This window comes from Pseudomonas sp. Leaf15, assembly GCF_001421425.1.
GTDB classification, from domain to species: Bacteria; Pseudomonadota; Gammaproteobacteria; order Pseudomonadales; family Pseudomonadaceae; genus Aquipseudomonas; species Aquipseudomonas salomonii.
Genome location: NZ_LMKI01000014.1, coordinates 91,602 through 109,834, shown reverse-complemented (window position 1 = coordinate 109,834; position 18,233 = coordinate 91,602). Strand labels below are relative to the sequence as shown.

General features: G+C 60.4%; 22 protein-coding genes. 15 read left to right on the top strand and 7 right to left on the bottom strand.

Annotated features, from left to right (window positions below):
- The first annotated feature begins 29 nt into the window (after window positions 1–29).
- From ASE80_RS13780 to ASE80_RS13770, 3 genes are read left to right on the top strand one after another with little or no spacing between them, the layout of a single operon-like run.
- A complete protein-coding gene (locus tag ASE80_RS13780) occupies window positions 30–395 on the top strand; it encodes a type II toxin-antitoxin system RelE/ParE family toxin (protein ID WP_056859416.1) in 366 nt (121 codons plus the stop codon).
- Window positions 388–693, top strand: coding sequence for an XRE family transcriptional regulator (locus ASE80_RS13775; RefSeq protein WP_017139630.1), 306 nt, complete (start codon window positions 388–390; stop codon window positions 691–693). The genes ASE80_RS13780 and ASE80_RS13775 overlap by 8 nt, the downstream gene beginning before the upstream one ends.
- Before the next feature lie 19 nt (window positions 694–712).
- Window positions 713–1,609: a LysR family transcriptional regulator gene (locus ASE80_RS13770; RefSeq protein WP_056859398.1), complete on the top strand. Its 897-nt coding sequence runs from the start codon at window positions 713–715 to the stop codon at window positions 1,607–1,609.
- Here ASE80_RS13770 and ASE80_RS13765 read toward each other — a convergent pair.
- Both ASE80_RS13765 and ASE80_RS13760 read right to left on the bottom strand, forming a co-directional pair.
- On the bottom strand, window positions 1,599–2,000 hold the full coding sequence (locus ASE80_RS13765; protein ID WP_056859397.1) for a RidA family protein: 402 nt from the start codon (window positions 1,998–2,000) through the stop codon (window positions 1,599–1,601). The two genes, ASE80_RS13770 and ASE80_RS13765, sit on opposite strands and share 11 nt — an antisense overlap.
- Window positions 2,001–2,081: 81 nt before the next feature.
- Complete coding sequence (locus tag ASE80_RS13760; RefSeq protein WP_056859396.1) at window positions 2,082–2,954, bottom strand: EamA family transporter; 873 nt, start codon at window positions 2,952–2,954, stop codon at window positions 2,082–2,084.
- A gap of 99 nt (window positions 2,955–3,053) precedes the next feature.
- Here ASE80_RS13760 and ASE80_RS13755 point away from each other — a divergent pair, with 99 nt between their 5' ends.
- The 3 genes from ASE80_RS13755 (at window position 3,054) to ASE80_RS13745 (ending at window position 6,835) form a co-directional block, all read left to right on the top strand.
- Window positions 3,054–3,833: an AraC family transcriptional regulator gene (locus tag ASE80_RS13755; protein WP_056859395.1), complete on the top strand. Its 780-nt coding sequence runs from the start codon at window positions 3,054–3,056 to the stop codon at window positions 3,831–3,833.
- 87 nt (window positions 3,834–3,920) lie between these two features.
- Entirely contained in the window at window positions 3,921–5,474 is a 1,554-nt protein-coding gene (locus tag ASE80_RS13750) for a DUF726 domain-containing protein (protein WP_056859394.1), read from the top strand.
- A 41-nt stretch (window positions 5,475–5,515) separates the two neighbouring features.
- Complete coding sequence (locus tag ASE80_RS13745) at window positions 5,516–6,835, top strand: Nramp family divalent metal transporter (protein ID WP_017139624.1); 1,320 nt, start codon at window positions 5,516–5,518, stop codon at window positions 6,833–6,835.
- A gap of 8 nt (window positions 6,836–6,843) precedes the next feature.
- On the opposite strand, the gene ASE80_RS13740 is transcribed toward ASE80_RS13745, so the two are convergent.
- Entirely contained in the window at window positions 6,844–7,101 is a 258-nt protein-coding gene (locus ASE80_RS13740; RefSeq protein ID WP_056859393.1) for a type II toxin-antitoxin system Phd/YefM family antitoxin, read from the bottom strand.
- A 142-nt stretch (window positions 7,102–7,243) separates the two neighbouring features.
- Entirely contained in the window at window positions 7,244–8,176 is a 933-nt protein-coding gene (locus ASE80_RS13735) for a LysR family transcriptional regulator (RefSeq protein WP_056859392.1), read from the bottom strand.
- A 117-nt stretch (window positions 8,177–8,293) separates the two neighbouring features.
- Here ASE80_RS13735 and ASE80_RS13730 point away from each other — a divergent pair, with 117 nt between their 5' ends.
- The 7 genes from ASE80_RS13730 to ASE80_RS13705 all read left to right on the top strand — a co-directional run bounded on the left by ASE80_RS13730 (window position 8,294) and on the right by ASE80_RS13705 (window position 12,367).
- Window positions 8,294–8,782: a DMT family transporter gene (locus ASE80_RS13730; protein WP_056859391.1), complete on the top strand. Its 489-nt coding sequence runs from the start codon at window positions 8,294–8,296 to the stop codon at window positions 8,780–8,782.
- Between the two features lie 4 nt (window positions 8,783–8,786).
- On the top strand, window positions 8,787–9,242 hold the full coding sequence (locus ASE80_RS13725) for a DMT family transporter (protein ID WP_056859390.1): 456 nt from the start codon (window positions 8,787–8,789) through the stop codon (window positions 9,240–9,242).
- 89 nt (window positions 9,243–9,331) lie between these two features.
- Entirely contained in the window at window positions 9,332–9,502 is a 171-nt protein-coding gene (locus tag ASE80_RS13720; RefSeq protein ID WP_017139618.1) for a metallothionein, read from the top strand.
- Window positions 9,503–9,569: 67 nt separating this feature from the next.
- Window positions 9,570–10,334, top strand: a complete 765-nt coding sequence (locus ASE80_RS13715; protein ID WP_056859389.1) for an AraC family transcriptional regulator — start codon at window positions 9,570–9,572, stop codon at window positions 10,332–10,334.
- A gap of 102 nt (window positions 10,335–10,436) precedes the next feature.
- On the top strand, window positions 10,437–10,610 hold the full coding sequence (locus ASE80_RS30135; protein WP_082463615.1) for a DUF1427 family protein: 174 nt from the start codon (window positions 10,437–10,439) through the stop codon (window positions 10,608–10,610).
- Window positions 10,611–10,640: 30 nt separating this feature from the next.
- Window positions 10,641–11,600 (top strand): quinone oxidoreductase family protein, encoded by a 960-nt coding sequence (locus ASE80_RS13710; RefSeq protein ID WP_056859388.1) that lies wholly within the window; start codon window positions 10,641–10,643, stop codon window positions 11,598–11,600.
- A 431-nt stretch (window positions 11,601–12,031) separates the two neighbouring features.
- Window positions 12,032–12,367: a DUF6124 family protein gene (locus ASE80_RS13705; protein ID WP_056859387.1), complete on the top strand. Its 336-nt coding sequence runs from the start codon at window positions 12,032–12,034 to the stop codon at window positions 12,365–12,367.
- A 140-nt stretch (window positions 12,368–12,507) separates the two neighbouring features.
- Here ASE80_RS13705 and ASE80_RS13700 read toward each other — a convergent pair whose 3' ends face one another.
- The 3 genes from ASE80_RS13700 to ASE80_RS13690 form a co-directional block, all read right to left on the bottom strand.
- Window positions 12,508–13,536: a purine-nucleoside phosphorylase gene (locus ASE80_RS13700; protein WP_056859386.1), complete on the bottom strand. Its 1,029-nt coding sequence runs from the start codon at window positions 13,534–13,536 to the stop codon at window positions 12,508–12,510.
- Between the two features lie 14 nt (window positions 13,537–13,550).
- The gene (locus ASE80_RS13695) at window positions 13,551–14,513 is read right to left on the bottom strand and encodes a nucleoside-specific channel-forming protein Tsx (protein WP_056859385.1); all 963 of its coding nucleotides are present in this window, start codon (window positions 14,511–14,513) and stop codon (window positions 13,551–13,553) included.
- Between the two features lie 155 nt (window positions 14,514–14,668).
- Window positions 14,669–15,607: an AraC family transcriptional regulator gene (locus tag ASE80_RS13690; protein WP_056859384.1), complete on the bottom strand. Its 939-nt coding sequence runs from the start codon at window positions 15,605–15,607 to the stop codon at window positions 14,669–14,671.
- Window positions 15,608–15,816: 209 nt separating this feature from the next.
- Here ASE80_RS13690 and ASE80_RS13685 point away from each other — a divergent pair, with 209 nt between their 5' ends.
- Both ASE80_RS13685 and ASE80_RS13680 read left to right on the top strand, forming a co-directional pair.
- Entirely contained in the window at window positions 15,817–17,127 is a 1,311-nt protein-coding gene (locus ASE80_RS13685) for an ABC transporter substrate-binding protein (protein ID WP_056859383.1), read from the top strand.
- Between the two features lie 13 nt (window positions 17,128–17,140).
- On the top strand, window positions 17,141–17,914 hold the full coding sequence (locus ASE80_RS13680; RefSeq protein WP_056859382.1) for an L-iditol 2-dehydrogenase: 774 nt from the start codon (window positions 17,141–17,143) through the stop codon (window positions 17,912–17,914).
- Window positions 17,915–18,233 lie beyond the last annotated feature (319 nt).

Genomic DNA, 18,233 nt, shown 5'->3' with positions numbered 1-18,233 from the left:
AGTTTATATTCCTTAGGTGGCATATTTGCATGGACTGGGACATTGAATACACGGATGAATTCGCACAATGGTGGGATGAGCTGGGCGCAAAGGAGCAAGTCTCCGTGTCCGCCAGCGTTGATCTGCTGGGGCTTTTCGGGCCCGGGCTGGGCTTCCCCCACACCAGTGATATCAAGGGCTCCCGGCATGGCAACCTGCGGGAACTGCTAGTCAAGCATGCCGGCCGGCCCTATCGAGTGTTGTATGCATTTGATCCCAGGCGCTGCGCTGTCCTGCTGATCGGAGGAGATAAAGCCGCCGACTCCAGGTGGTACGAGGTGCATGTGCCCTTGGCCGAAAATGTGTACGACATCCATTTGCAAACATTGCGTAAAGAGGCCCGTAAACATGGCTAAAAAATTCGCCGAACTTCAAGCGCGCATGACCCCGCAGTCGCGTGCCGAAGCCGAGCAGCTGTTCCGCCAGCACCTCAAGGAAATGCCTTTGCATGAGTTGCGCAAGGCCCAACAGTTGAGCCAGGAAAGCCTGGCCAAGGCGTTGAATATCAATCAGGCGGCGGTTTCCAAGATGGAGCGGCGTACCGACATGTACATCAGCACGCTGCGCGACTATATCCGGGCGATGGGCGGCGAGCTGGAAATCATCGCGACCTTCCCGGATGGTCAGGTCAAGATCGACAACTTCGCTCACTAAGTCACAGTGGACCACCCCGATGAATCAGCTCCTGGCCATGCGCGCCTTCGTCCGTGTTGTCGATACCGGTTCATTCAGCCGTGCATCCGACCAGTTGGCGCTGCCACGCTCCACCGTCAGCAAACTCATCACTGACCTGGAAAAACACCTGGGCACCCAACTGATGCACCGTACCACCCGCGCCCTGGCGCCCACGCTTGAAGGGCTGGAGTATTACCGCCATGCGCGACGGCTGGTGGCTGAGCTGGATGAAGTGGACAGCGCCGCACGCGGGCAGATCCTCAAGCCCGGCGGGCACCTGCGCGTGGACGCACCGGCCTCGTTTGCCAATTGCCTGTTGATTCCGGCGTTGGTGGACTTTCATCGTGAATACCCCGATATCACCATCGCCTTGGGCATCAGCGACCGTGCGGTGAATATCGTCGGGGAGGGCGCCGATTGCGTGATTCGTGCTGGCAAGCTGGAAGACATGGCGATGATCGGGCGCAAGGTGGCGGACCTTGAATACCTGACCTGTGCGGCCCCCAGTTATTTGGCGCGCCGGGGTTTGCCGGAGTCGCCCGAAGACCTTGTAAACAACCACCTCAAGGCCGGCTATTTTTTTGCCGGGTCGGGCAAGCCGGAGCCGCTGATTTTTGAGCGGGGCCAGCAACGTATCGAGGTCAACGACTGCGCCTTTTCGACTAACGAAGGCAACGGCCTCAAGGAAATGTTGCTCGCGGGCCTGGGTGTGGGGCAGCACTTCAAGTCGATCGTGCAGTACTACCTCGACACCGGTCAGTTGGTTGAGGTGCTGCCGGGTTGGTCACGCCCGGCCACGCCATTGCATATCCTCTACCCACCTAACCGCCATCAGAGTGCGCGGCTCAAGGTGTTTACCGAGTGGGTGATCCGCACGTTTGGGGTCAGGGAATAATCGCGGTGACGCGTATCTCCACACGCATGGTTGGCAGTCCGAGGGCCTCGACGCCGACTTGGGTCCAGATCGGCGCATGGTTGGGCATGTAGCGCCGGTATTGCCGGACCATCGCTTCGTTGACCTCAGGTGCAAACCCACCGACATGGTAGGAGTTTATGTGAATCACATGCTCCCAACCCGCGCCTGCGGTGGCCAGGGTGCGGTCCAGGTTGTGAAAGGCTTGGGCAATTTCTTCGCTGAGGTCGGCGGGGATGTTCAACTCATCGTCCCAGCCGCCCTGGCCTGACGTTTCTACGCGGTTACCGATTTTCACTGCCTGGGAGTAGTGCAGGTGTTCGCGCAGGGTATCGCCGTAGCCTGGGGTGACAAAAAATTCGGGCGTGCTCATGGTATTTCCTCGGTTGAGTACAAGACCCGATGGATGCTAATAGAGCGAATACACGAACAAAATCCCGAGTTCCTGCCATGACTATCTACCGGTATGCACAATTGGTTTGCGATAAAGCCCGACTGCCAGGCCGCTGATAATCACTGCGATAAAGGCCAGGTTCGCGGTGCTAACGCGCTCGCCCAGTATCAACATCGAACTGGCAACGCCGAACACCGGAATCAGCAGCGACAGCGGCGCGACCGTGGACACCGGGTACGCCTTGAGCAACGTGTTCCAGCCCCAGTAGGCAAAGTGTGTGGCCAGGTAAACCTGAAACAGCAGCGACCCTACGGCGGTGCGGTCGAGGTGGGTGGGGAGGCTTACGAACGCCGCATCGCCGTGCACCCACCAGGCCATCAGGAACAGCGGGATTGGCGGGAACAGGCTGGCCCACACCATGAAAGAAAAGATTTCCTTAACCCCGGACGTCTTGATGATGACATTGCCGATGCTCCACGCCAGTGCGCTGAACACAATCATCAGCACGCCGAGCACGGCGTGTTCGCCTTGCTGGTTGGCGATGATCCCGGCTAATCCAATCAAGGCCAAAAAAGCCCCGGCCCACTGCGCGCCGCGAATTTTCTCCTTGAACAACACACAGCCCCAACCCAGGGTGAAAAACACGCTGAGCTGGATGAGCAAGGAGGCAATCCCCGGGCTCACCCCAAGCTGGATGCCATAGTTGATCACCCCCCACATACCCAGCCCGAAGATCACGCCATAGGCTGCCACATAAGCGAATGGCACGGCGGGGCGCTTGATGAAGAGCACCAATGGCAAGGCGGCAAGGGCAAAGCGCAGGCCGGTGAGTACAAACGGGTCGACGGCCCGCAGGCCCAGCTTGGTGATGGGAAAATTCAGCCCCCAGGCCAGCGTGACCAACAGGGCAAGTGCCAGGTGTTTCTTGTGCATGGACGTTCCTTCGAACCGGTAGCTTCAAAGGGGTGGATGCTAGAGTGCGGGCTGATGGCCCGCTTGCTATGTCAGGTCATACTTTGACAAGATCGGGCCATGATTCCGACCTTTGACGACAACGACCCCGAAGCGCTTGTGACCCTGCGTGAATACCCTTCCGGCAGCGTGTTTGCCCGGCATACGCACCCGCGCGGCCAGTTTGCCTATGCCTCCACCGGCGCCTTAAGAATGTTCACCGACCTGGGCAATTGGGTGGTGCCGCCGCAGCGGGCCATCTGGGTGCCTGGTGGCATTGCCCATGAGATGCACATGCGCGGCGATGTAGTGATGCTCAATACCTACCTCGATGCGCAAGCGGCCGAGCGCGCAGGGTTGCAGGGGCACTGCCAGGTGTTCGAGGTATCGCCGTTGCTCAGGCATCTTTTGGAAGCGGCGTTGACGTGCGGGGCGGCAACGTCCGAGGTGCGACGGCACTGCGTATTGACGCTGTTGATCGACGAAATCGGCACGCTGCCGGCCTTGCCCCTGAGTGCGCCGTTGCCCTGCGAACCGCGCTTGGCGAAAGCTTGCCAGCGCTTTCTGGAAGCGCCTGCGCAAACCGTGTCTCTGGATCAAATGGCGGATTGGTCGAGCATGAGTCGGCGGACCTTTACCCGTCACTTTCAGGACAGCACCGGCATGACCTTCGTGGCCTGGCGCCAGCAAGTCTGCCTGCTGGAGGCGACTGCGCAACTCAGCCATGGCGCCTCGATCACCGAGGTCGCGTTCGCATTGGGCTTCAGCAGCCCCAGCGCCTTCACCGCGGTGTTTCGGCGGCACCTGGGCGATTCCCCGGCGCGCTACCTGGCCAAGTCCAGGGCCGTGTCGTTGTTCTGAAAAACTCACACGCTGGTCAGGATTCACCTTGCAGGCGGCCATGCTTTGTTACTATCGCCGCCCACCGTCACCAGGAGTCACCGGCCCATGCAGCACCAGTGGGATGAAATGCACCGCACCCGCAAGCCCACGTTCCTGTTGTGCGGCGAGCCCCAAGGGGATGTGCTCAATCTCTATGTTCACGGTTACTCGGCGTTCTTCAACCGCCAGCAACTGGGCAACTTCACGCAACAACTGGCAAGCATCGAAGGTTCGACCAACCTGATGCTGTTCTGGCCGGCGGGGCATTTTCTGGAAAACCTGTTTGCACCGGTCAAGGATGTGATCACCGCACTGCTGGGCGGTGGCGGCCTGGGCGCGGCAACCGTGGGTGTGGGCCGTGCGATTGCCTACTTTCTCGACCATTACAAAAGTGTCGAGGCGCGTGTCGATGAAGTGGCCAAGACATTATTGCCTGAGCTTGCCCATTACCTGCACGGCGAAGCGCTGCCCGTGCGGCGCATCAACCTGATCGGGCATTCCCTCGGCGCGCGTATCCTGGTCAAGAGCCTGTTGGCCAGCCCCGAGGTCGCCCGCCAATTGCCGCTCAACAATGTGTTGCTGATGGGTGGCGCCATCAGTACGTCCAGCCCCTGGGATGAAGTGACGGCCCCGCTCAAGGGCCGCGTGATCAACTGCTACTCCAGCAAGGACTGGGCGCTTGCGATCAAGCCGGACACCGAGCGCTGTATCGGCCGGTATGCGATCGACGTCACGCCCGCGCTCAAGGCCAAGGTCACCAACGTGCACCTGGCCACCTTCGACCACGCCGCCTACTGGCCGCAGCTGAAAACGGTGGTGCAGTACACCGACCTGCTGCAGGAACGGCGTGGCCTGATCCGCGCCGACCTGCGTAGCAGCGAAGTGCGTTTTGCCGAGGAGGACGTGGAACTGTTCCCGGCGCTGGTGCAGGCACGCCCGGAGGAGCTTAAGTTTCTGGCTGAGTTGATGGCACAAAAACGCAGTGCCTCGATTGACGCTGACGTGCGTGAACCGCTGAAACTGGCCATCGAACTGCAACGCATGGGCGGTGACAGCTTTATGAACCTCGCCCGTGGCCATGGCGTGAGTTATCGCCAGATCGCCGAAGATGTCGCACAGCGGCTGGGCATCAAGTTCGATGGGCCGCTTGAAACCGTGGTGCTGGCGGACATCGAGGCGCAGGTCGCGGAAAAACTCATTGAGCAGTACAAGGACAAGCTCAGTCGCGCCGACCGCCAGGCCTTCGACGCTGAGCTGAAGGCGGCCGCGCAAAAAGAGCAGGGCCTGTTCAATCGCATCGATATCGGCCGTTCGGCCACCACCGCTCTGAGCGGCACGGCGTTGGCGGGGCTTACCGGATTTATGTTGCGGCGCGGCGCGGCCACGGCGATTCCGGTGGTGGGCCAGGCGCTGGCGGCGGCGATGTTGCTGGTAACAGGCGTGCGTGCGTTTTCCGGCCCGGCCTATTCGATCACCACCTTGGCGGTGTTGGTGATTGGCATGATTCGCCAGCGCATGGAGCGCGAGGCGCTGAACCAGGAGATGGACCTGGTGGTGCAAGTCGTCGAAGCGTTCGACTTGCCCCGGGAAACGGTGATGCGCACGGTCGCGTCGGACTGATAAGCTGCGGCTCTGACTTGTGTGTTTGCCTGGGATACCGCGTGAAATTCAGCCTGCCGAAAATCGCCACCGCCCCGTTCTGTCCGCCGGAAGTGGCCGGCTCCGTTATCGTCGACCCCAAGGCCTCGTTTTTCAAACGGGCGCTGATGTTCGCCGGCCCCGGCCTGCTGATCTCGATCGGCTACATGGACCCTGGCAATTGGGCCACGGCCATCGAGGCCGGTTCACGTTACGGCTACAGCCTGTTATTCGTGGTGCTGCTGGCCAGCCTGGCCGGGATGGCGGTGCAGTGCCTGTGTTCGCGCCTGGGCATCGCCACCGGCAAAGACCTCGCGCAACTGTGCCGGGAGCGCTACAGCAAACGCTCCGCGCGCACGCAGTGGGTGTTGGCGGAAATCTCCATTATCGCTACCGACCTTGCTGAGGTACTTGGCTGCGCTCTGGCCTTTCACTTGCTGCTAGGTGTGTCGCTGACCACCGGCATCGTCATTACCGCCTTCGACACACTATTGATCCTGGCCCTGCAAAACCGCGGTTTCCGGCGCCTGGAAGCGATCATGCTGGCGCTGGTGGCAACCATCGGCGTGTGTTTCTTTATCGAACTGGTGCTCATCAAACCTTACTGGCCGGACGTACTCAGTGGTTTTACTCCGTCACTGGCGGCCATCAGCGATGCTGCGCCGTTGTACCTGGCTATCGGTATTCTTGGCGCCACGGTGATGCCGCATAACCTCTACCTGCACACCTCCATTGTGCAGACCCGCCTGATTGGCAAAGACCTCGCCAGCAAACAGGACGCGGTCAAGCTGGCGCGTATCGACACCATCGGCTCCCTGGCCCTGGCGTTGCTAGTCAACGCCGCGATCCTGGTGCTGGCCGCCGCCGCGTTCTACAAGACCGGCCACACCGAGGTGGTCGAAATCCAGGACGCCTATCACCTGCTCGACCCCTTGGTGGGTGGCGCCTTCGCCAGCATCCTGTTCGGCATCGCCTTGTTGGCCTCGGGGCAGAGTTCGACCTTTACCGGCACCATTGCCGGGCAAGTGATCATGGAGGGTTACCTCAACCTGCGCATCCCGTGCTGGCAGCGGCGCCTGATCACGCGCGGGCTGGCGCTGATCCCGGCGTTCCTGGGGGTGTGGCTGATGGGCGACGATGCCATCGGCAAACTGCTGATCCTGAGCCAGGTGGTGCTCAGCCTGCAGCTGCCATTCGCGTTGTATCCGCTGATCCGCATGACTGACGACAAGCAACTGATGGGGCCCTTCGTTAACCGCCTGCCCACGCGGCTACTGGCGTGGTTTCTGTTTGCGCTGATCAGTGGGGCGAATGCGTGGTTGATTGGGCAGTGGTTGTTTTGATCGGAGTTTTAGATCAAAGCCTTCTGGAACGTATCGAGCACCTCGTCAGGCAATGGCGCATCAAAGTCGTCCGGGACAGTCAGTTTGCCTTTCATTAAGCCAATTCTTTGGCTCCGGTATTGCCCAGCCGTTATGAGCTGGGCAAGCGCGCATCGGGTCTTGATGATAATGATTATTTGGCCGGTACTGGCCTGATGAGCCAGCTTGGAGACGTGAGCTTTCGCTGGGGCTAATGGATCCGTTATGACGTGTCGCTGCGCATTCATGGCGTCTCTCCTGTGCGGAAGTAGCCTGAGTTTGGCGTAGCACACCGTGGCCGGAAATAGTGGCCCGAAAAATCAGAACGAGCCTACTTTTCCCACGAGGAATTTTTACCTTCCAATGCTTTTCCAGTGAGAGGGAGCAACCTCACCGATCCCAATACGGCACCGCTCCAAAGCACTCCACAAAATAATCAATCACCGTGCGTACCTTCAGCGACAGCCGCCGGCTGCCTGGCCACAACGCCGCAATCTGTTGCGGTTCCAGGGTGGTGGCCACGTCGTACTCCGTAAGCACCGCTTGCAAGGTGCCAGCACGCAAGCCTTCGCCGATCAACCAGGACGGAAACACCACCAGCCCTAGGCCTTGTTCCGCCGCGTGGGTGAGGGTGTCGGCGTGGTTGCCGGTTATGGGGCCTTTGACGCTGTACGGCGTCCAGTCGCCCTGGCCGCGACGGAAGAACCAGCGTTGCTGGCCGGTGATGCCTTTGTAGGCCAGGCATTGATGGTTGGCCAGTTCATCGGGATGACGCGGCGTGCCATATCGGGCCAGGTACGCCGGGCTGGCGGCGAGGCGAAAACGCTGGGGCGCGAAGATGCGTGCCTGCATGCTGGAGTCGTTGAGCACGCCGATGCGAAACAGCAGGTCGGTGCCGTCTTGCAACGGGTCGACGTAGGTGTCGGTTTGCTGGATATCCAGTTGCAGCTTGGGGTAGCGACGGCACAACTCGCCCAGCCACGGTGACAGGTGACGCTGGCCAAACACCATCGGCGCGTTGATGCGCACCAACCCGCTGGGTTCGCTTTCCTGCTCCTGCAAGGCCTGGCCGGCGGCCTCCAACTGTTCCAGCATCAAGCGTGCGTGGCGCCCGAGCAGGCGCCCGGCTTCGGTAGGGCTGACCGCACGCGTGTGGCGGTAGAGCAATTGCTGGCCGAGCGCCTGTTCCATCAATTGGATTTGCCGCGAGATGGAGGAGGGCGCCAGCCCTTCACGGCGCGCCACTTCAGAAAAGCTGCCGTGATCCAGCACGGCGACAAACAGGCGCAATGCCTTGAAACTCAGTTCATTCAAACCCTGCATCGTGGCTCCGTGCTGTGCGCAATGCGCAAAGGTGTTATTTGCATGCTCCCATTTATCGCACAAGACGGCCACCGGATAATGCGCGCCATGTTTCCTTTCTTGATGCGCAGGTGATGTATGCAGGCAAGTTCCATCGAGGGCGTGGCGCAGGCCAGGCCGAAAAAAAACCTTTTGCGCTTGCTCTTGCTGCCGCTGGTGATTCTGGCGGGCATGGGCCTGTCGGTTGAGGCCGGCTTGCTCGGGCCATTGGGTGTGCAGGTCGGGCATTTGTGGGCGACGTTAAGCATCTTTGGCGTCGGTACGGCGATTCTGTTTTTGCTGCTGTTGTTCAGCGGCCCGCAAAAAGGCCCGGCACTCACCGACCTGCCGCGCTGGCAGTTGATCGGCGGTTTTTTGGGGCCGATGTACGTGGTGGTGCTGACTTTGGCCACGCCCCATATCGGCATCGCCATGACCATGATCGCGATTCTGTCGGGCCAGGTCGGCAAGAGCGTGCTGATCGACCATTTCGGCTGGTTCGGCACCGCGCGTAAACGGGTCAATGGCGAGCGCTGGATTGCCCTGGCGTTGATTGTGGCGGCACTTGTTTTGATTGCACGAGGTTAAGGCGATGAATCTGATTCTGTTATTGCTACTGGTGATTGCCGCCGGTGCGGTGCTGAGTGTGCAAGCCGCGATCAACGGCCGCCTGGGCCAGACGGTAGGCGTGTTGCGCAGCAGTTTGCTGACCTTTGCGGTGGGCGCAATCACCACGGCACTGTTGATTTTCTTCTTCGAACCCGCACAGGCCGTGAGCTTGCTGGACGTGCCCAAATGGCAGTTGACCGGCGCCCTGTTCGGCGTGGTGTACATGATGGTCATGGTCGGCGCGGTGCCCGTGGTGGGTACGGCGGTGGCCACGGTGGCGGTGATCGTCGGGCAGTTGGGCATGGGCATGCTGATCGACAACTTTGGCTGGTTGGGCAACCCGGCCATCGAGCTGTCGGGCAGCCGTATCGTGGCGATGCTGCTGTTGGCGCTGGCGCTGGTGTTCATGTACCGCAGCAACAGCCGCCAGGCCGATTAACGGCGGTGAACCTTGAAACCTTGCCTGTAGTCACTGCTTAAGGTGCAGCGCCCGTTGCACCTGGACGACCATGCAAAAGGAGTCTGAACATGGCTGATAAAACCTGTGCCTGCCCACACTGCAAATGTGTACTGGGCACTAACGCGGTGATGAAAGACGGCAAGGGCTACTGCTGCCAAGGCTGCGCCGAGCACCATGCGCATGGCGAACCGTGTGCCTCGTCGACCGGTTGCGAGTGCGCCAAGTCTGCCCACGGCTAAAAATCCGCTCGGCTTATCGGGTGGCGGTCATTACCATGGCCGCTCACCCTTGATTGATGTGTGCTTCATGGCCCTGGCCGCGCCTCCCGACCTCACTGATCATGCTGTGCCCGTGCAACCGCTGGCGCGCACCTACCCCCGTGGGTTGTATGTGGAACACCACAGCCACGACTGGGGCCAGTTGCTCTACGCCATGAGCGGGGTGATGTGGGTTGAAACACCGCGCGAAGCTTTAGTGGTGCCGCCGCAACGCGCCGTGTGGCTGCCACCGGGTGTGGAACACGGCATTCGTGTGGTCTCGGACCTGCAGATGCGCAATATCTACCTGCGCCCGGCGTTGGCGGCGACGCTGGACAGCCAGGTGCAAGTGATTGAAGTCGGTGGGCTGCTGCGTGAGCTCATCGTCGCCCTGGTTGATCAGGGCGATAACGGTGATACAGCCTATTACGACGCCGTGGTCGGCCTGGCGCTTTTGGAGCTGCAACGCGCACGCCGCTCGCAGATCCGCATTGCCATGCCGCTGGAGGCCGATCGTCGGTTGATCAATGCCTGCCAGGCGGTGATGGCGGCGCCGTCGCTGGAAATCCCTTTTGAGCAACACGCCGAAGCGGCTGGCGCCAGCGTGCGCACTCTGGCGCGGTTGTTCCAGAACCACCTCGGCATGGGCTTTGCCGAATGGCGCCGTCAGGTGCAACTCGCCACGGCGGTGGCGGAGCTGATCCAGGGCCAGTCGGTGAGCGGCATTGCCCGCTCGTTGGGTTATTCGCCCAGCAGCTTCAGCGACATGTTCCGCCGCGAACTCGGTGTGGCGCCGTCGCAATACGCCGGTTGAGGCTTTGGCCGATATCCTGAAGCACTTGGCCGATGCTTCGGGATTGGGCTCACTAAACTGGGCGCATCAACCCACCCGGCGTATCCCTATGAACTATCCCCTATGAACTATCTCATTTCCCTCGCCATCGGCCTGGTTGTCGGCGTGATCTACGGCGCCCTGGACTTTCGCTCGCCCGCGCCGCCCGCCATTGCCCTTGTGGGGCTGATGGGCATGTTGCTCGGTGAAAAGCTCTGGCCCATGGGCCGTGAGCTGGTCAGCGGTTGGTTGTCCTGATTTCTTTTTTCACTTCGATGGATATTGGCCATGAAAGCACTGCAATTTTCCGCCACCGGCGACCTCGCCGCCCTCAGTTTCGTTGAAGTCGCCAAACCGGTGCCGGCTGCCGGTGAAGTGTTGGTGCAAGTTAAAGCGGCGGGTTTGAACCCCAGCGACGTTAAAAACGTGCTTGGGCGTTTTCCCTACACAACGTTGCCGCGTATTCCCGGCCGGGACTTTGCCGGTGTGGTGGTGGAAGGCCCGCAGGAACTGGTTGGCCAGGCAGTGTGGGGCACCGGCCGTGACCTCGGTTTTTTCGCCGACGGCTCCCACGCCCAATACCTCACGGTGTCGGCGAAGGGCGTGGCGCATAAACCGACGCATCTGAGCTTTGCCCAAGCTGCCAGCCTCGGTGTGCCATACACCACTGCTTGGGATGCGCTGGCGCGTAGCGGTGTTGGCAAAGGCACGCGGCTGCTGGTGATTGGCGCCAATGGTGCGGTAGGCAGCGCGGCGTTGGCGCTGGCGAAAATTCGCGGTGCGCAGGTGTTGGCGGCGGTGCGCAAAGCGGATCAGGTCGAGGCGTTGCAGGCGCAGGGCTTCGACGCGATTGCCCTGGGCCAGCCGGACGCATTGGGCGGGCAGGTGAATGCGGTGTTCAAGGGCGGCGCTGATGTGATCTTTGACACTACGGGTTTCTGGCTGCCGGCGGCTGTCGCCGGTTTGGCTCCCTTTGGCCGCATCGCGATCATCGCGGCGCCGGTTGATGGGCATGTGCAACTGCCGGCCCTGGCGTTGTACCGCAAGGGCGGTTCGGTGGTGGGCATCAATTCGCTGCTCTACAACTGCGAGCAGTGCGCGGTGATGCTGGAGCAGTTCGGGCGGTTTTTTGATGAGGGTTCGCTGCCGTTGCCGACAGGCTTGCGTGAGGTGGCGTTGGCGGATGGGGTGCAGTGCTACGAGGAAGTGAACAAGGGCAGTGCGGACAAGATCATTTTCCTGCCTTGATGCGGTTGAAAAGTGTGGGAGCTGGCTTGCCTGCGATGGCGGTCTGTCAGTCAGAGAGTTATTGACTGATCCACCGCTATCGCAGGCAAGCCAGCTCCCACATTTTGATCTTCACTAGGTTTGAGGGCTGTTTTTGATCGGACGTTTCCCACAAAGGTTTCAGGTTGTCGCTCGGAAGCGGGCTGACTAACCTCACTGCCGTCGCTGCCAATTCAGCGGCCGGATTTGACCGTCCGACTCCCAAGTGCATCTGTACCGCATCGAATCAGGCGTTTTTTTTACGTCTGCTGTATCGTGTCGCGGCAGCTGTACGCGGGATACCTTAGGGTATGCCGGGCTACTTTGGGACCGGTCGGTCAACCCGCGTATAGCTGCCACCCTATTTCGCTTGACCGCGAAACGTGGCGGCTCCACTCCCGAAGGATTCCACCATGATCAAAGACACCCCCAACCCTCCAGCCCATCAAGACTACGACACCAGCACCCTGCACGAAGTCGCCTACCGCGCGATCAACCACTATCTCAACCCCGGCAAACCCATTGCTGAATCCAGCGAAGGCATCTTCACCGTGCGCGCAGACTTGGGCACGGAAACCTTGCTGGTCAATGCTTCCCAGGATCTGGCTTCCATCAGTGATATCGCCAACCACCTGGCATTTGAAATCGAGGGTTCGCAACGCAATGTCGCGCTGGGTATCTGCCGAATGCTGGAAGGTGTGCAGCTGCTGGTCGACAAGGCGCTGAATGTTGCCCACCCCGTAGCCTGAATGTAGGAGCTAAGATCGTTCCCACGCTCTGCGTGGGAATGCATCCTGTGACGCTCCGCGTCACCTTGCATCCTCTAAGGCGGGACGCGGAGCGTCCGGGGCGGCATTCCCACGCGGAGCGTGGGAACGATCTATCTGCACTAGGCTTCGGGGACGCCTTTTTCCCAGGCCGACCAGTTCTTCAGGATCGCCTGTACCAGCGGATTGCCCGTGCGGTACAGGTTCTCCAGCGCCGGTACAAACCCGCCTTGGTCCGCATATTTCAGCAGGTTGTCCACTTCGCTGTAACCCGGATATGGCCGGTCGAAATCGGACCCGGCGCGCACCACGGCCAAGCGCTGAATATCCACCAACCCTTCACGGCTGGCGCGCAGCAAGGCTTCATAGGTGGAGTTGTCTTCCTGCTGGGTGGTGCAGTACTCGCCTTTGTTGTCGGTGAGCAACTTGGTCCAGACTTCGGCGCGTTCGCTCAGGCGTGTGCCGGAGAACCAGGTGTTGCCCGCCAGTGTGTCGCAACGCGTGACTTGCGGCGGCTGGTTGGCCGGCGCGGCCGGGTAGTGTTTACGCCAGGCGCTGGATTCCTTGCTTTCGCTCAGCTCAACCTTTTGCGACAGGGCAAACGCCTTGGCCTGCAACTTCGGGTTCAGCTCGAATACTTCGGTCTTGTAGTCCAACGGTGGTTTTTCGTTGGGGCCTTTGGTGTTGATGCCGATGTAGCCGGTTGGCCAGTCTTTAGGCGCATCGCGCGAATCCAGCTCCCACTGGGTGCCGAACTCCACCAGGTAGTGCGCCCAGGCTGCGGTGCCGATGGTCCCGTGTTTAGGGCTGATGCCGGCGATCCCGGCAATCAGGAAGTAGCTCTGGCGCAGGTCAAACTTGGGCGACAACGCCAGGGCCAACGTGGACGCGGCGGCGTTGGTCTGGCCCATGCCGGTCACCAGCAGGCACACGTCCTGGGTGTTGCAGCGGATCACCGGGTATTCGGCTGACAGGCCTGGCACGCGGACTTCCTGTTTGAGTTCCAGGCGGTCGATCCAGGTTTGCGCCTCAGGGGCGAACATGGTGATCAGCATCACCTTGGGTTTGATCGGCGCCGGAGCATCCGCCAGCACCACCTGGGGCAAAAAGGCCAGGCCGATGGCCATCGAGAGACGGGTAAGCATGTTCATCTAAAGCTCCTTGATCAGAATTGGTAACCGACACCGGCGTAGTAGCCCCAGCCATCCGAGCGGGCGCGGAAGTTACCCTCGCCAAAATTCAGCTCGCTGCCATCCTCCCAGTTGCCGCCGTTGTGGAAGTAACGGCCGACCAGGGTGAAGCGCAAGTGGGTAAACGAGTACAGCAGCACGTTGGTCGCCACCAGTGAGTTGGCGGTGCGCGCCGGGTTGTCCTTGTGCAAATCCGAGCCGAAATCGTAGTTGGTAAAGCCGATATAGGTCAGCGATGCGCCGTTATCGAAACTGCTGATAGGCACGATGTACTTCATTTGCGCACGGTAACCGTCCCACGAATACTCATTGCTTGCGCCGTAGTTTTCCCACTGGTAGCGCCCATAGAAGTTGGCCGACAGGTTGACCCGCGAATGGGTGTCGATGTCAGTGCCCAGGCCGCTGTACAGGGTGTTGGCGCGGTTGGACTTGTTGCTGCCGTGGTCGTAGATCCAGTCAAAGGCTACATACCATTCCTTGAACGGGCCGATGGCCAAACTCCGGCCGGCCAGGTAGTCAATGGAGATACGCGGCTCATGCTCCATAAATACCGGCGAACCATGGTCCCACGCGCCCTTGTCATTACTGTTACCGATGCCGAGGATTTTCGGCACGTCGATATAGCCATACAGCTCGAACGGGCCCTTGCGGCCGAAGTACTCGTACTCCAGGTACACATCGTCCTGCGGCTTGGGGCCGAAGCTGATGTCTTTGCTGCCGATCAGGGTCAGGTCCTGGTTGAACCAGTCCGACATGTACACGCCTTTTTTTGTCGGGCTGGCTTCCGGGCTTTTGGTTTCAGGGCTGAGGGTTTCGCCCTGTGCTGAGTCATCCGCGGGTTTTTGCTGCGCCAAAATGGGCGCGCTGAGTACTCCCGTAACGGCGGCCAGTAGCAAGGAAACACCAAAACAAGCGGGACGCCTTGAGGTGAGGTGCATTGAAAATCCCTATTCTTACGCGGTTGGAACCCGTTTCTGCGGGTAGTGATGAACCTGGTGGCCAAGTTCGTTCCGCAAACGTTTGCACGTGGCGTACCAACTTTGCTCAAAGGGTTGAGCAGTATGAAAAAAACAGGGATTAGTCGACCTTTTGGTCAAAATTGGCTGGGTGTCAATTTATCGCTGCGGTTGAATAAATGCATCGCGGTTTCGCGTCGATACTCGCTCGGCGTCTGGTTCATTTCGATGCGAAAGTGCCGGTTGAAGTTGGACAGGTTGGCGTAGCCCACTTCAAAGCAGATGTCTGCCACCGACATGTCGCTTTGCAGCAACAGGCGGCAGGCGCGTTGTACGCGGAACTTGCGCATCAGGTCGATAAAACCGTGGCCGGTGTTGCGCTTGAAGAAGCGTGAGAAGCCCGGCTCGCTCATCTGCAGTTGCTGGGCGATAACCGACAGGCGCAAGTCGCCGGTCAGCTCGCGCATCAGGTAATCGAAGGCTTTGTTGATGCGCTCGGCGCTGCGCGCATCCAGGGTGGGCGCATAGCAGGGGCTGGCCAACGCCTTTACCTGGGCTTGCGGTACATTGTTAAGCGTGTCGAGCAGTTGCAGAAACAGGATCAACCGCTGCAGGCCATGGGCGTTGCCGATGGCTTCCATCAACCCGGCTGCCTGCACGGCGGTCTCGCCCGTAAATTCCAGGCCGCGTCGGGCCTGTTCGAACAACGGCTGCAAGTCGCCGAGTTCCGGCAGGGTCTTGCGCAGAGCGAGCAGGGCGGCGCCATCGAATTGCAGCACCACGTCGCGGCCGTTCAGGTACTCGCCAGGGGCCAGGTCGCCGATCCAGTCGTGGGGCAGGTCCGGGCCGATCAGCGCCACATGCCCGGCGCTGAACGCACCGATATAGTCGCCCGCCACCAACTTGCCGCTGCCTTGGCGGATCAGGTGAATCTCAAACTCCGGATGGTGGTTCCAGCGCGCCAGATCATAGGGGTAGTCATGTTCGAACCAGCGAAAGCAGTGGTCCGGCTCGGGCAGGATCACTTCGAGTTCGGCGGGGCGGTGTTCGAACAATTGGGCGCGGCTGACGGGCATGCTGATGCCTCTTGTAGTGGTGCGATGGCTTCAAAATACGCGCACTGGCAATCAGTGCGCTACCCCGGTTTTGCCCGGCGTTGATACTTTTTTGACTTTCAAACGCGGGTTAAAAAAGTACCAGCCGTGCATTCGTCATTCGTTTGTTAGGCCTTGACCAAGCTGCTGTAATCGCTGCTCAACAACAAAAACAACAGGTGGATACCGCCATGCTCAAGCTCCCACACGCGCTGTTCCTGCTGACCGGCCTGGCGCTGGCCATGCCCAGCTACGCTGCCGACACCGTGACCATCGCCACGGTCAACAACAGTGACATGATCCGCATGCAGCGCTTGTCCAAGGTGTTCGAGCAGCAGCACCCGGACATCAAGCTCAATTGGGTGGTGCTCGAAGAAAACGTGCTGCGCCAACGCCTCACCACCGATATCGCCACCCAGGGCGGGCAATTCGACGTGCTGACCATCGGCACCTACGAGACGCCATTGTGGGGCGCCAAACACTGGCTGGAGCCGCTGACCCAACTGCCTGCCGACTATGATGCCGAGGATATTTTCCCCTCCGTGCGCCAGGGCTTGTCGGTTAACAACACCCTGTATGCGCTGCCGTTTTATGGCGAAAGCACCGTCACCTACTACCGCACCGACCTGTTCAAGCAAGCCGGCGTGAGCATGCCCACCCATCCGACCTGGACTCAGCTCGGTGAGTTCGCGGCCAAACTCACGGTAAAAGACAAAGACCAATACGGCATGTGCCTGCGTGGCAAAGCCGGTTGGGGCGAGAACATCGCCTTGCTGAGCACCATGGCCAATGCGTTTGGCGCACGCTGGTTCGACCCACAGTGGAAGCCGCAACTGACCAGCCCCGAGTGGACAGCCGCCGCCAACTATTACGTCAACACCCTGAAGAACTACGGCCCGCCGGGCGTCTCCAGCAACGGCTTCAACGAAACCCTGGCGCTGTTCAACAGCGGCAAGTGCGCAATCTGGGTAGATGCCAGCGTCGCCGGCTCGTTCACCACCGACAGAACCCAGAGCAAAGTGGCCGACAGCGTAGGGTTTGCCGCCGCACCGACCGAAGTCACCGACAAAGGCTCCTCCTGGCTGTACGCCTGGTCCCTGGCCATCCCGGCCACATCCAAGCACAAAGACGCCGCCAAGGCCTTTATTGCCTGGGCCACCTCCAAGGACTACATCCAGCTGGTCGCCGAAAAAGAAGGCATCACCAACGTACCACCGGGCACCCGCCAGTCCACCTACAGCGAGGCTTACCTGAAGGCCGCGCCGTTTGCCCAGGTGACGCTGGAGATGATGAAGCACGCCGACCCTGCGCACCCGTCAGCCCAGCCGGTGCCGTATGTGGGCATCCAGTACGTGACCATCCCGGAGTTTCAGGCCATCGGCACCTCGGTGGGCAAGTTGTTCTCGGCGGCGCTTACCGGCGGCATGACGGTCGACCAGGCGCTGCTTGCGGCTCAGTCCACTACCGAGCGCGAAATGAAACGCGCCGGTTACCCTAAGTAAACAGGACTTCTTTATGAACCGACTCGAAGGTAAAAGCGCGCTGATCACCGGATCGGCGCGCGGTATCGGCCGCGCCTTTGCCCAGGCCTATATCGCTGAAGGCGCAACGGTCGCCATTGCCGATATCAACCTGCAACGCGCCCAGGCCACCGCCGCCGAACTGGGGCCACAGGCTTACGCAGTCGCGATGGATGTCACCGAGCAAGCCTCTATCGACGCCGCGATTACGGCCGTGGTGGCCCATGCCGGCAAGCTCGATATCCTGATCAACAACGCTGCACTGTTCGACTTGGCGCCCATCGTCGACATCACCCGCGACAGCTTTGACCGGCTGTTCTCGATCAACGTTGCCGGCACCTTGTTCACCTTGCAGGCCGCGGCCCGCCAGATGATCAGCCAGGGCCACGGTGGCAAGATCATCAACATGGCCAGCCAGGCCGGGCGGCGCGGCGAGCCATTGGTGGCGGTGTATTGCGCGACCAAGGCGGCGGTGATCAGCCTCACGCAGTCGGCGGGTTTGAACTTGATCAAGCAGGGCATCAACGTCAATGCGATCGCACCGGGCGTGGTGGATGGTGAGCACTGGGATGGCGTGGATGCGCTGTTTGCCAGGCATGAAGGGCTGGCACCTGGCGAGAAGAAGCAACGGGTTGGCGCCGACGTGCCGTTCGGGCGGATGGGCACGGCTGAGGATCTGACCGGCATGGCGATTTTTCTGGCCTCTAAAGACGCCGATTACATCGTGGCCCAGACCTACAACGTCGATGGCGGCAACTGGATGAATTGAGCCAAGCACTGAGCAAAATGTGGGAGCGGGCTTGCTCGCGAAAGCGGCGTGTCAGTCAATGCATTCAGCAACTGACACACCGCATTCGCGAGCAAGCCCGCTCCCACATTGGATCCCCATAAGGCTTGAATGCGAGGTCAGTTGGCAACGCTGTGCTCAAAAAAGTAAACAAAGTGTTTGTGGAGGTAGCCGTACCTCATGTCTACTTTTACCTGCACCTCACAGGAGTGCCGCCATGACCCTTTTGAAAACCGCCATTGCCTCATTCGACGTCGACCCTCAGAAGTTCTGGAACCTTACTAACTGTTAGGGATGGATT